Source organism: Pseudomonas sp. L5B5, assembly GCF_020520285.1.
Classification (GTDB): Bacteria; Pseudomonadota; Gammaproteobacteria; order Pseudomonadales; family Pseudomonadaceae; genus Aquipseudomonas.
This window is the reverse complement of the sequence record NZ_CP084742.1, coordinates 3,908,052-3,921,028: the sequence shown is the minus strand read 5'-3', so window position 1 is coordinate 3,921,028 and position 12,977 is coordinate 3,908,052. Positions and strand designations below refer to the sequence as shown.

Here is a 12,977-nt window from a genome sequence, read left to right as displayed (position 1 = left end):
ACGCCTCGCTCCTACTCAGACCGTAGGAGCGAGGCGTGCCCGCGATGCTTTTGTGGCTGTTCAATCGGGCCAGTACCACGCGGGCTCGTCGAGCAGGCGCTGACCCACGATGCCGGTCTGGCCCAGCTCCTTCTCCAGCACGATGCAGTTGCACTCGGGGTCTTCCTGCAGGGCTGCGATCAGGCGCCGGGCGTGGGACACCACCCACACCTGGCACTGCTCCGAGGCACGGATGATCAGGCGCGCCAGCGCCGGCAGCAGGTCGGGGTGCAGGCTGGTTTCCGGTTCGTTGAGCACCATCAGCGTCGGTGGTCTTGGTGTCAGCAGGGCCGCAACCAGCAACAGGTAGCGCAAGGTGCCGTCCGACAGCTCCGCCGCCGACAGTGGCCGCAATAATCCCTCTTGATGAAACTCGATGGCGAAGCGTCCGCCCGGTTGCGCGTCGATCTCCAGGCGGGCTCCGGGGAAGGCGTCACTGATGGCTGCCTGCAAGGCCTCGGGGTCACCGATCTCGCGGATGGTCTGCAGCGCTGCGGCCAGGTCGCGGCCGTCGTGGTGCAGCACCGGGGTGCGGGTGCCCAGTTGCGGTTGGCGCGCCGGGGCTTCGCTGTCGCAGCGAAAATGATCATAGAAGCGCCAGCGGCGAATGGACTCGCGCAGATGCAGCACCTCGGGGGACGTGCGCAGGCTGCCCACCTGGTCGAACAGGCTGTCGAACTCTGGCGTGTGCTGGGCCAGTACGTCCCAGGCCCGGCCCTGGCGCGCCCGGATCAACGGGCCGTCACGATCTACCAGCAGGCTGGCGGGGCGATAGAAAGGCCCGGACCAGATGCATTCCTTCTTGATCTGCGGGTCCAGGGCAAATGCCGAGCGGCTGGGTTCCGGCAGGCCCAGGGCAATGGCGTAGCCGAAGTCCTCGCCGGCGAACCCCAGGCGTAGGCGCTTGCTGGAGGAGCGCACGCCGGCCTCGATCGGCACCTCGCCCTTGCGCATGCGTCGGCTGATGGATTCCGGCCCAGCCCAGAAGGTCGAGTCCAGCCCGCCCTCCCGGGCCAGGGCGTTGACCACCCCGCCCTGGGCGGTTTCCGCCAGCAGGCGCAGGGCGCGGTAGAGGTTGGATTTACCGCTGCCGTTGGCACCGGTGATCAGGTTCAGCCGAGCGAGGGGAATCACCAGTTTGTTGATGGAGCGGTAATTGGCCACCGCCAGGGTCTTGAGCATGCAGGGTCTCCTTTGCGTGGCGCACAGTGTGCCCAATCCCCAGGACCCGCCGCTATCCCTGTAGCCGCTGTCGAGCCTGCGAGGCTGCGCCAAGGCCCGCAGGGCCTTCAAGTGCACGGGCTCGAGGTCGTACATCGTGGTCGCTGCGCGCCCATGCGCAGCCTGCGCCAGGGGCTACACCAAGCGAGGCCGTGGCCGCAGGTGCTGGGCCCGTGCAAGGGTTGAACCCTGTTCTAAGCTCACAGTCGTAACGTCACTGGCGCGACGAACAAGCACAAGGAGCCTGCATGGCTGGTCTCGATACGAGGTGGATGGTGGGGCTGAGCCTGTTGGCCCTGCTGGGGGGATGTGGCGCGGAGCAGCCAACGGAGAAGGACCATCCGCGGGTGCGTATCCAGGCGGTGCAGAACAGCGAATTCGCCGCTTCAGTGACCATCACCGGCGATGTCCAGGCGCGGGTGCAGACCGAGCTGTCGTTCCGCGTTGGCGGCAAGATCATCCAGCGCCTGGTGGATGTCGGCGACCGGGTCGCGGCCCGGCAAGTGCTGGCCAGGCTCGATCCCAAGGATTTGCAGACCAACGTCGATTCCGCCAATGCCGCGGTGTTTGCCGAACAGGCGCGGGTCAAGCAGACCAGCGCAGCCTTCGTCCGCCAGCAGAAACTCCTGCCCAAGGGCTACACCAGCCAGAGTGAATACGACTCGGCCCAGGCCGCCTTGCGCAGTAGCCAGAGCGCCCTGAGCGCGGCCCAGGCGCAGTTGGCCAATGCTCGCGAGCAATTGGGCTACACCGAACTGGTGGCCGAGGCCCCGGGGGTGATCACCGCCCGCCAGGCCGAAGTGGGCCAGGTGATGCAGGCGACCCAGCCGATCTTCAGCCTGGCCCAGGATGGTGAGCGCGATGCGGTGTTCAATGTCTACGAGTCGTTGCTGATGCAGCCCCCCGGCCAGGAAATCATCCACATCACCCTGCTGGACAATCCCAAGGTGGCCACCACCGGCACGGTCCGCGAAGTGACCCCGGTGGTCTCGGCCCAGAGCGGCACGGTTCAGGTCAAGGTCAAGCTCGACTCGTTGCCGGCGGGCATGGAGCTGGGTTCGGTGGTCAGCGCCACTGCCCGGGCCCATGCCAAGGCCAGCGTGCTGTTGCCCTGGGCGGCGCTGACCAAGGACCTCAGCGAACCGGCGGTATGGCTGGTGGGCGATGACGGCAAGGCCACCTTGCACAAGGTCAAGGTCGGGCGCTACCTGACCGGCAAGGTGATCATCAGCGACGGCCTCAAGGGGGGCGAGCAGGTGGTGGTGGCCGGCGGGCAACTGCTGCATCCGGGAGTGCAGGTGGAAATCGCCGACCAGACTGCCGAGCAGGGAGGGCAGCCATGAAGCGCCTGGCCTTGCTGTGGAGTGTCGCCTTGCTGTTGCCAGGTTGTTCCAAGGAGGAGCCGGCGCCGGAGCCGGTGCGCCCGGTGCTGTCGATCCAGGTGGCGCCGCAATCCGAGGAGAGCCTGGGGCGTTTTGCCGGCAACATCCAGGCTCGCTATGAAACCAACCTGGGCTTCCGTGTGCCGGGCCGCATCGCCAAGCGCAATGTCGATGTCGGAGCCGAGGTGGCGCCGGGCGACTTGCTGGCGACCCTGGACCCCACTGACCAGCAGAACCAGTTGCGCACGGCCCAGGGCGACCTGGCCCGGGTCGAGGCCCAGTGGATCAATGCCCAGGCCAATGCCCGGCGCCAGCAGGAGCTGTTCGATCGCGGGGTGGGCGCCCAGGCCCAGCTGGACCTGGCCCAGACCGACATGAAGACCACCGGTGCATCCCTGGAGCAGGCCCGGGCTTCGGTGCGCCAGGCCCGGGACCAGTTGGGCTACAGCGAACTGCACACCGACCACGGTGGCGTGGTCACCGCTTGGAATGCCGAGGCCGGGCAGGTGGTCACCGCCGGCCAGCAAGTGGTGACCCTGGCCCGGCCGGAGATCAAGGAGGCAGTGATCGACCTGCCGGCGAACCTGGTGGACCAGCTGCCGGCGGATGTGGTGTTCAAGGTCGCGGCGCAACTGGACCCGAGCATCAGCACCACGGCCACGGTGCGCGAGATCGAGCCCCAGGCCCAGAGCGCAACCCGTACCCGTCGGGCCCGCCTGACGCTCAAGGACACCCCCGAGGCCTTCCGCCTGGGCACGGCCATCAGCGTGACCCTGAGCTCGGCCATCGCCCCGCGTACCGAACTGCCGCTGAGCGCCTTGCAGGAGGTGGAGGGCAAGAGCCGGATCTGGGTCATCGACCCCAAGGCCGCAACCGTCTCGCCCCGTGAGGTCACGGTACTGAGCCGCGACCAGGGTTCAGTGCTGATCAGCCAGGGCGTACAGCCTGGCGAGCGGGTCGTCAGCGCCGGGGTCAACAGCCTCAAGCCGGGGCAGAAAGTCAAAATCGACGAGGACCGTACTCAATGACGCCTGCCACCAAAGGGAGCTTCAACCTGTCCGAGTGGGCGATCAAGCACCAGTCCTTCGTCTGGTACCTGATGTTCGTGGCGTTGCTGATGGGCGTGTTCTCGTACATGAACCTGGGGCGCGAGGAAGACCCGTCCTTCACCATCAAGACCATGGTCATCCAGACCCGCTGGCCGGGCGCGACCCAGGAGGAAACCCTCAAGCAGGTCACCGACCGCATCGAGAAGAAGCTCGAGGAACTCGACTCCCTGGACTACGTGAAGAGCTATACCCGGCCAGGCGAGTCGACGGTGTTCGTCTACCTGCGCGACACCACCAGCGGCAAGGACATCCCCGACATCTGGTACCAGGTGCGCAAGAAGATCAACGACATCCGTGGCGACTTTCCCCAGGGCTTGCAGGGCCCGGGGTTCAACGATGAGTTCGGCGATGTGTTCGGCTCCATCTACGCCTTCACCGCCGATGGCCTGACCATGCGTCAGCTGCGCGACTACGTGGAGCAGGTGCGGGCGCAGATTCGCGAGGTGCCGAACCTGGGCAAGGTGGAGATGGTCGGCGAGCAGGACGAGGTGATCTACCTCAACTTCTCCACCCGCAAGCTGGCGGCCCTGGGGATCGACCAGCGCCAGGTACTGCAGAGCCTGCAGTCGCAGAACGCGGTGACCCCGGCCGGGGTGATCGAGGCCGGGCCGGAGCGGATTTCGGTGCGCACCTCGGGGCAGTTCGCCTCGGAGAAGGACCTGGCCACGGTCAACCTGCGGCTCAACGACCGCTTCTATCGGCTGGCGGATGTCGCCCAGATCAGCCGTGGTTATGTCGACCCCTCGACCCCGCTGTTCCGCTTCAACGGCCAGCCGGCCATTGGCCTGGCGATCGCCATGAAGAAGGGCGGCAATATCCAGGACTTCGGCAAGGCCTTGCATGCGCGCATGGACCAGCTCACCGCCGACCTGCCGGTAGGGGTGGGCGTGCACAAGGTCTCCGACCAGGCCGAGGTGGTGGAGGAGGCGGTGGGTGGCTTTACCAGCGCGCTGTTCGAGGCGGTGGTGATCGTCCTGGTGGTGAGCTTCATCAGCCTCGGGGTGCGCGCCGGGCTGGTGGTGGCCTGCTCGATCCCGCTGGTGCTGGCCATGGTCTTCGTGTTCATGGAGTACAGCGGCATCACCATGCAGCGCATTTCCCTGGGGGCCTTGATCATCGCCCTGGGCCTGCTGGTGGACGATGCGATGATCACCGTGGAGATGATGGTCACGCGCCTGGAGAAGGGCGAGAGCAAGGAGCAGGCGGCGACATTCGCCTACACCTCCACTGCGTTCCCGATGCTCACCGGGACCCTGGTGACGGTGGCCGGCTTCGTGCCCATCGGCCTCAACGCCAGCTCCGCCGGGGAATACACCTTCACCCTGTTCGCGGTGATCGCGGTGGCGATGCTGGTGTCGTGGATCGTCGCGGTGCTGTTCGCCCCGGTGATCGGCGTGCATATCCTGAGCACCGACGTCAAACCCCACTCCGAAGAGCCTGGCCGTGTCGGTCGTGCCTTCAACGGCGGCCTGCTGTGGGCCATGCGCAACCGCTGGTGGGCCATCGGCATCACCGTGCTGCTGTTCGTCGCTTCGGTGTTCGGCATGCGTTTCGTGCAGAACCAGTTCTTCCCGTCCTCGGACCGGCCGGAGATCCTGGTGGACCTGAACCTGCCGCAGAACGCCTCGATCAACGAGACGCGCAAGGCGGTGGACCGCCTGGAGGCGACCCTCAAGGACGACCCGGACATCGAGCGCTGGAGCACCTACATCGGTGAAGGCGCGATTCGTTTCTACCTGCCCCTGGACCAGCAACTGCAGAACCCCTACTACGCCCAGCTGGTGATCGTCAGCAAGGGCCTGGAGCAGCGCGGCGCGTTGATCGAGCGCTTGCAGAAGCGCCTGCGCCAGGACTACGTCGGCATCGGCAGCTACGTCCAGGCCCTGGAAATGGGGCCGCCGGTGGGGCGGCCGATCCAGTACCGGGTCAGCGGCAAGGACATCGACCAGGTGCGCAAGCATGCCATCGAGCTGGCCGCCGAACTGGACAAGAACCCGCACATCGGCGAAATCATCTACGACTGGAACGAGCCGGGAAAAGTGCTGCGCATCGACATCGCTCAGGACAAGGCGCGGCAACTGGGCCTGTCCTCGGAGGACGTGGCGCAATTGATGAACGGCATCGTCAGCGGCTCCACCGTGACCCAGGTGCATGACGACATCTACCTGATCAACGTGGTCGGTCGCGCCGACGACAGCGAGCGTGGCTCCCCAGACACCTTGCAGAACCTGCAGATCGTCACCCCCAGCGGCACCTCGATCCCGTTGCTGGCCTTCGCCAGCGTGCGTTATGAACTGGAGCAACCGCTGGTGTGGCGTCGCGACCGCAAGCCGACCATCACCATCAAGGCGGCGGTGCGCGACGAGATCCAGCCCACCGACCTGGTCAAGCAGCTCAAGCCGGCCATCGACACGTTCGCCTCCGGCCTGCCGGCCGGCTACTCGGTGGCCACCGGCGGTACCGTGGAAGAGAGCGGCAAGGCCCAGGGGCCGATCGCCAAGGTGGTGCCGCTGATGCTGTTCCTGATGGCGACCTTCCTGATGATCCAGCTGCACAGTGTGCAGAAGCTGTTCCTGGTGGCCAGCGTGGCCCCGCTGGGGTTGATCGGCGTGGTCCTGGCCCTGGTGCCCACCGGGACGCCCATGGGGTTCGTGGCGATCCTGGGGATCCTGGCGCTGATCGGCATCATCATCCGCAACTCGGTGATCCTGGTGACCCAGATCGACGACTACGAGAAGGACGGTTACGAACCCTGGGATGCGGTGCTGGAAGCCACCCACCATCGTCGGCGGCCGATCCTGCTGACGGCGGCTGCGGCCAGCCTGGGCATGATCCCGATCGCCCGGGAAGTGTTCTGGGGGCCGATGGCCTACGCCATGATCGGCGGCATCATCGTGGCCACCTTGCTGACCCTGTTGTTCCTGCCGGCGCTCTACGTGGCCTGGTACAAGATCAAGGAGCCGAAGTCGGACCAGGACAGCCGGTGATCCGTAGGAACGAAGCTTGCTCGCGATGGCGGCGCAGCAGGCGCATCGCTATCGCGGGCAAGCCTCGCTCCTGCTGGTAGTCAGTAGGCGGTGGTGTTTGTCAGGCCTTGCGCCAGACGCTGGCCAGCCAGGGTTGTTGTTCCCGGGGCAGGCCGGCAGGACGGTAGTAGTGTTCCAGTTCGATGAAACCCGCTTCGGTGAGCAGCGCCTGCCAGGTCGCGAGGTCGTGGTAGGCGCCGTAGCGGGCGCCGTTCCAGCCTTCCTGGTTGTCGCCCCGGGGGTTGGAGCTGAACAGCACGCCGCCGTCCTTGAGGCTGGCATGCAGTTGCGTGAGCACCCGCGGCAGTTCCTGGCGGGGGATATGGAACAGCACGGCGTTGGCGAAGATGCCGTCGAAGCGCCCGGGGGGCAGGTCGAGCTTGAGGAAGTCCTGCTGCCAGACCTCGCAACCGCTGTCTTGCCGGGCCATCCGGGCGAACTGCTCGCTGCCGTCTAGGCCGACGGCCACATGGCCCAGGCGGGTGAAGGTTTGCAGGTCGCGGCCGGGGCCGCAGCCAAAATCCAGCACGGTGAACGGCGCCGAGCCCTGGATATGCCGCAGCAGGGCGTCGATGTTCTGGCTCACATCGTGGTCGCGGGTGCCTTGGCGAAAGTCCTCGGCGACCTGGTTGTAGTGGCCAAGGGTGGTTGCGGTGATGGCTTCGAGATCGTCGGGAGCGAGTTTCATGGCGGCAGGCGGCTTGTGGGAGGGACCGGCCGAATATACACCTGCGGTCGCTGCGCGTCCGTGCGCAGCCTGCGGCAGCGGCTACACGAAGCGGGTCTTGTGTGCCTGCGTCGCTGTAGCCGCTGCCGAGCCTGCGAGGCTGCGCCAAGGCCCGCAGGGCCTTCAGGTGCGTCAGCGCTTGTTGAGGTGCCGCGCCAGGCGGTCGCCACCCAGCTGGATCGCGGCCACCAGAATCACCAGCAGCACGATCACCGTGAGCATGATCTGGCTGTCGAAGCGCTGGTAGCCGTAGCGGTAGGCAATGTCCCCCAGGCCGCCGGCACCGATGGCTCCAGCCATGGCCGAAGAGTTGATCATGGTCACCAGGGTGATGGTGAAGCCGCCGACGATCCCCGGCAGCGCCTCGGGCAACAGCACGTGCCAGACGATGTGCCAGCGCCGGCAGCCCATGGCCTGGGCCGCCTCGATCAGGCCGTGGTCGACCTCCCGCAGGCTGACTTCGGCGATCCGCGCGAAGAACGGCGTGGCGGCGATAGTCAGGGGCACCACCGCGGCCCACACGCCATAGGTGGTGCCGACGATCAGCCGAGTGAAGGGGATCAGCGCCACCATCAGGATCAGGAACGGGATCGAGCGGAACAGGTTGACGAAGGCCCCCAGGGCGCGGTTCAGCGCAGGCGCCTCATAGATCCCGCCCTTGCCGCTGGTGACCAGGATCACCGCCAGGGGAATGCCGGCCAGCAGCGCAATCAACGACGACGCGCCGACCATCAGCAGGGTGTCGAGAGCCCCCTGGAGCAAGCGTTCAAACCACATAACCCAGTACCTCCACCTGTTGGGCCCAATGCCCTGCGCGCTGGCGCAGTTCTTCGGCGTCCAGGGGCGAGTCCTGGACCGCCAGCAGCAGTTGCCCCAGGGCGTGGCCCTGGATGCGTTCCACCCCGCCTTGCAGCAGGTGCACGCGGCCGCCCAGGGCGACGAACAGCGCCGCCAGGTCCGGCTCTTGATGCTGGGCGCCGGTGAACCGCAGGCTCAGTACCAGTGCGGCATCGGCTGTCGGCTGGCTGTGCAGGCGGCTTTGCAGCTCTGGCGGCAGGCCGTGCTGCAGGGGGGCCAGCAGCGTCTTGCTGACCTCGTGCTGCGGGTTGCCGAAGACTTCCCAGACCGGCCCCTGCTCGACGATGCGCCCGTGCTCCAGCACCACCACCCGGTCGCAGATCTCGCGGATCACCGCCATCTCGTGGGTGATCAGGATGATGGTCAGGCCCAGGCGCTGGTTGATCTCTTTCAGCAGGCCGAGGATCGACTGGGTGGTCTCCGGGTCCAGGGCCGAGGTGGCTTCGTCGCACAGCAGGATCTCGGGGGCGTGGACCAGGGCCCGGGCGATGCCCACCCGCTGCTTCTGGCCGCCGGACAGCTGTGCCGGGTAGGCCTTGTGCTTGTCTGCCAGGCCCACCAGTTCCAGCAGCTCGCGCACCTTGCGCTCACGCTGGGCCTTGGGCACCCCGGCCACTTTCAGCGGCAGCTCGACGTTGTGCCACACGGTCTTGGCCGACATCAGGTTGAAGTGCTGGAAGATCATGCCGATGCGTCGGCGCAGGGCTACCAGGCGGTCTTCGTCGAACTCGCCGATGTCCACCTGGTCGATCAGCACCCGGCCGCTGGTGGGTTGTTCCAGGCGGTTGATGGTGCGGATCAGCGACGACTTGCCGGCACCGCTGCGGCCGATGATGCCGAACACCTCGCCGCGCTGGATCGACAGGTCGATGCCGTGCAGGGCCTGCACCGGGCCCTGCTGGCCCTGATAGGTCTTGCCCAGGCCGATGAAACGCACCTGGGCGCGGTTCAGTTCGGGATGCAGTTCAGTCCGTTCGGCGCTGTGGGGGGCGGGTTCGGGGAGTGGGAGCTTGCGTGTGGCGACTGTCATCTCAACCTTCCCAGCCGGCCTGGTAGAGCTTGCCGTGGGCCTGGTCCAGGGCGGCACGCACGGCAGGCGAGTGCTGGTAGATATCGACGAACTTGATCAGGCGCGGATCGTCCTTGCTCTTGGGCTGGATCACGAACTGGATCACGTATTCCTTGTGGTCCAGGCCGTCGAACAGCAGCGCCGAGCCGGCGTCGAAGGTCTTGGCCAGGCGGATGTAGGCCGGGTAGCCCTGGACCAGGTCGGCATCGTCATAGGCGCGCACCAGTTGCACGGCTTCGACCTGGAGGATCCTGATCTTTTTCGGGTTGGCGATGATGTCTTCTTCGGTGGCCTTGTAGCCGACCCCCGGCTTCAGGCTGATCAGCCCGGCCTTGGCCAGCAGCTGCAGGCCGCGTCCGCTGTTGATCGGGTCGTTGGCGATGGCCACGCTGGCCCCGGTGGGCAGTTCGTCGAAGCTCTTGTACTTCTTCGAATACAGGCCGACGTTGTTGATGATCCCCGGGGCGAAGGGCACCAGGTTGAAACCGGCGGCGGCCTTGGCGTTTTCCAGGAAGGGAATGTGCTGGAAGTAGTTCACGTCGATATCGCCGGCGGCCAGGCTGACGTTGGGCGCGATCCAGTCGGTGAACTCCACCAGTTCCACCTTCAGGCCTTGCTTGCCGGCTTCGGCGACGGCGGCCTCCAGGGGAATGGCAAAGGCGGCGGTGGTGCCGACCTTGAGCGGCGGTTCGGCGGCGAAGACGCTGCTGCTGAACAGGCCGAGGGCGAGGGCCAGTGCTTTGACCGGGTGGCGCAGGCGTTTGGTTTTCATGGTGCTTACTTCCAGTCAATCCGAATGAGGAGGTTGAATAATTTGCTGCTGGTGTGGCGAGGGAGCTTGCTCCCGCTGGGCTGCGAAGCGGCCCCGGATCCAGGCGATGCGGTGTTGCAGGCGTACCGAGTCGTCTGGGGTTGGGCTTGCTTCGCAAGCCAGCGGGAGCAAGCTCCCTCGCCACCGGGTGGTTAGCGGCGGTAGGCCGCGCCGGTGTGGCGTTCGGGCAGCTTGCGGTCCTGGTGGAAGAGCTTTTCGCGCAGGGTGCCTTCGTCGTAGGCGGTCTTGTAGGACCCGCGCCGTTGCAGTTCCGGGATGACCAGGTCGATGAAGTCGACATAGCTTTCCGGGGTGACGATGCGAGTCAGGTTGAAGCCGTCCAGGCCGGTCTCGGCGATCCAGGATTCCAGGTCGTCGGCCACCTGCTGCGGCGAGCCGACCACGGTGAAGTAGCGGCCGCCCAGGGCGTGCTGGTCCAGCAGCTTGCGCCGGGTCCAGTCGTTGTTCTGCAGGTGCTTGGTGGCCGACTGGATGGCGTTGTTCTTCACGTACTGGATAGGTTCGTCGATCTCGTACTGGGCAAAGTCGATCCCGGTGGAAGCAGAGAAATGCGCCACCCCGGCTTCGGCGCTGGCATGGCTGCGGTACTCGGCGTGCTTCTTCCAGGCCAGCTCCTCGGTTTCGCCGACGATCACGTTCAGGCCCATGAAAATCTTGATGTCCTCGGGGTTGCGCCCGGCAGCCACGGCGCTGGCGCGGACCTTGTCCACCTGGGCCTTGGTCGCGGCCTTGTTCTGCCCGCTGATGAACACGCACTCGGCATGGCGCCCGGCGAACAGCAGGCCGCGGTCCGAGCTGCCGGCCTGGAACAACACGGGGGTGCGCTGGGGTGACGGTTCGCACAGGTGGTAGCCGCTGACCTGGTAGAACTCGCCCTGGTGCTCGACCTTGTGCACCTTGCCCGGCTGGGCATAGATGCGTTGCTCGCGGTCATTGAGCACTGCGTCATCCTCCCAGCTGCCTTCCCAGAGTTTGTACAGCACCTCCAGGTACTCGTCGGCCTGGTCATAGCGACGGTCGTGCTCGATCTGCTCCTTGAGGCCCATGGCCTGGGCGGCGCTGTCCAGGTAGCCGGTGACGATGTTCCAGCCGACCCGGCCACGGCTCAGGTGGTCGAGGGTGGAAAGGCGCCGGGCGAACAGGTAGGGCGCCTCGTAGGTGAGGTTGGCGGTGAGGCCGAAACCAAGGTTCCTGGTGACGGCGGCCATGGCCGAGACCAGCAGCAGCGGGTCGTTGACCGGCAGCTGGATCGACTCCTTGAGCGTCACGTCCACCGAGTCCTGGTAGATGTCGTAGACCCCGACGATATCGGCGATGAACAGCCCGTCGAACAGCCCGCGCTCCAGCAGCTGGGCCAGTTTGGTCCAGTACTCGATCGTCTTGTACTGGGTCGAGTTGTCCCGCGGGTGGGTCCACAGGCCATGGTTGATGTGCCCGACGCAGTTCATGTTGAACGCGTTGAGCAGGATCTTCTTCTTGGTGGTGCCAGGGAGGCTCATCAGATGGTCCCCCGCAGTGGCGGGTTCTGCTGGTTGAGGTAGTAGTTGCCCACGGCGTGGTACTTCCAGCGCACCGGATCGTGCAGGGTGTGCACCCGGGCGTTGCGCCAGTGACGGTCCAGGCCGTGCTCGGCCAGGGTCGCCTGGCTGCCGGCCAGTTCGAACAGGGTGCTGCCGGCGGCCAGGGAAATCTCGGTGCTCAGGGCCCGGGCCTCGGCCACGGCGATGGACGCGGCCGCCACGGTGTCGGCGTTGGTCTGGGCCTGGGCCCGGTCGAGGAATTCCCCGGCCCGCTCCAGCAGGGCCTCGGTGGCGTGCAGGCGGATGCTCAAGTGGCCGAAACTCTTGAGGGTCAGTGGATCGTCGCTGGCCTTGTCGAGGCCGGAATCGATCCACGGCCGGCTCCTGGTCCGCACGAAGCGCAGGGCGTCTTCGTAGGCGGCTCGGGCGATACCGGTGTCGATGGCGGCGTGGAGGATCTGTGCCAGGGGACCGACCGGGGTCGGGCGCTCGAAGGCACTCTGGAACGGCACCACGTCGGCCGCGTCCACCGCCACGTTGTCGAACACCACCGAGCCACTGCCGGTGGTGCGCTGGCCGAAACCGCTCCAGTCGTCGATCACGCTCAGGCCCTGGCTGTCGGCGGGGACGAACGCCAGCTGCTGGACACCGTCTTCATCCACCACCGAGGTGGGAATGCGCTGGGCGTAGATGGCACCGGTGGCGTAGAACTTGCGCCCGTCGATGCGATGGCCCTGGCCGTTGCTGTCGCGGCTCAGGCGGGTGGTGCGATCGTGAGAAGTCTTGGTGCCCAGTTCGGCCAGGGCATTGCCGAAACGCCGGCCCGCCAGGACTTCGGCGTACAGCCGTTGCTTCTGCTGCTCGCTGCCGTTCACCCGCAACACTTCGAGGGCGTAGAAATGGTTCTGCGGGATCTGTCCCAGGGAGGCATCGGCCTCGGCGATCAGTGCGGTGACCTTGGCCAGGGTCACGTTGGACACGCCAGCGCCGCCGTATTCCTTGGGCACGCTGATGCCCCACAGGCCGGAGCGGGTGAACGCTTCGAGTTCCGGGTGCGGCAGGCGCCGTTCGCGATCGCGCAGGGCACTGTCACGCTTGAAATCTTCCGCCAGGTCGCTGGCGACAATCAGGGCTTGCTCGTCGCTGGTGATGACCGCGACGTGTTGAGAGAGGCTCATGTGTTTCTCCAGAGAT

At 66.3% G+C, this 12,977-nt stretch carries 10 protein-coding genes; 3 read left to right on the top strand and 7 right to left on the bottom strand.

What is annotated here, in order from left to right; translation table 11 throughout:
* Positions 1-60 precede the first annotated feature (60 nt).
* Complete coding sequence (locus LGQ10_RS17885; protein WP_226522752.1) at positions 61-1,221, bottom strand: AAA family ATPase; 1,161 nt, start codon at positions 1,219-1,221, stop codon at positions 61-63.
* A 287-nt stretch (positions 1,222-1,508) separates the two neighbouring features.
* On the opposite strand from LGQ10_RS17885, the gene LGQ10_RS17880 reads away from it, so the two are divergent.
* Genes LGQ10_RS17880 through LGQ10_RS17870 form a run of 3 tightly spaced genes read left to right on the top strand, consistent with a single transcriptional unit; the run spans position 1,509 to position 6,738 of the window.
* A complete protein-coding gene (locus LGQ10_RS17880) occupies positions 1,509-2,603 on the top strand; it encodes an efflux RND transporter periplasmic adaptor subunit (protein WP_058435773.1) in 1,095 nt (364 codons plus the stop codon).
* Positions 2,600-3,670 (top strand): efflux RND transporter periplasmic adaptor subunit, encoded by a 1,071-nt coding sequence (locus LGQ10_RS17875; RefSeq protein ID WP_058435772.1) that lies wholly within the window; start codon positions 2,600-2,602, stop codon positions 3,668-3,670. Before LGQ10_RS17880 ends, LGQ10_RS17875 begins: the two co-directional genes overlap by 4 nt.
* The gene (locus LGQ10_RS17870; RefSeq protein WP_058435771.1) at positions 3,667-6,738 is read left to right on the top strand and encodes an efflux RND transporter permease subunit; all 3,072 of its coding nucleotides are present in this window, start codon (positions 3,667-3,669) and stop codon (positions 6,736-6,738) included. The genes LGQ10_RS17875 and LGQ10_RS17870 overlap by 4 nt, the downstream gene beginning before the upstream one ends.
* A 100-nt stretch (positions 6,739-6,838) precedes the next feature.
* Here LGQ10_RS17870 and LGQ10_RS17865 read toward each other — a convergent pair whose 3' ends face one another.
* The 6 genes from LGQ10_RS17865 to LGQ10_RS17840 all read right to left on the bottom strand — a co-directional run bounded on the left by LGQ10_RS17865 (position 6,839) and on the right by LGQ10_RS17840 (position 12,961).
* Complete coding sequence (locus tag LGQ10_RS17865; RefSeq protein ID WP_226522751.1) at positions 6,839-7,465, bottom strand: class I SAM-dependent methyltransferase; 627 nt, start codon at positions 7,463-7,465, stop codon at positions 6,839-6,841.
* 171 nt (positions 7,466-7,636) lie between these two features.
* A complete protein-coding gene (locus tag LGQ10_RS17860; protein WP_226522750.1) occupies positions 7,637-8,281 on the bottom strand; it encodes a methionine ABC transporter permease in 645 nt (214 codons plus the stop codon).
* On the bottom strand, positions 8,271-9,392 hold the full coding sequence (locus LGQ10_RS17855) for a methionine ABC transporter ATP-binding protein (RefSeq protein ID WP_226522749.1): 1,122 nt from the start codon (positions 9,390-9,392) through the stop codon (positions 8,271-8,273). The genes LGQ10_RS17860 and LGQ10_RS17855 overlap by 11 nt, the downstream gene beginning before the upstream one ends.
* Position 9,393: 1 nt before the next feature.
* The gene (locus tag LGQ10_RS17850) at positions 9,394-10,203 is read right to left on the bottom strand and encodes a MetQ/NlpA family ABC transporter substrate-binding protein (protein WP_226522748.1); all 810 of its coding nucleotides are present in this window, start codon (positions 10,201-10,203) and stop codon (positions 9,394-9,396) included.
* A gap of 191 nt (positions 10,204-10,394) precedes the next feature.
* A complete protein-coding gene (locus tag LGQ10_RS17845; RefSeq protein ID WP_226522747.1) occupies positions 10,395-11,762 on the bottom strand; it encodes an LLM class flavin-dependent oxidoreductase in 1,368 nt (455 codons plus the stop codon).
* Entirely contained in the window at positions 11,762-12,961 is a 1,200-nt protein-coding gene (locus LGQ10_RS17840) for an SfnB family sulfur acquisition oxidoreductase (RefSeq protein ID WP_058434039.1), read from the bottom strand. The genes LGQ10_RS17845 and LGQ10_RS17840 overlap by 1 nt, the downstream gene beginning before the upstream one ends.
* Positions 12,962-12,977 lie beyond the last annotated feature (16 nt).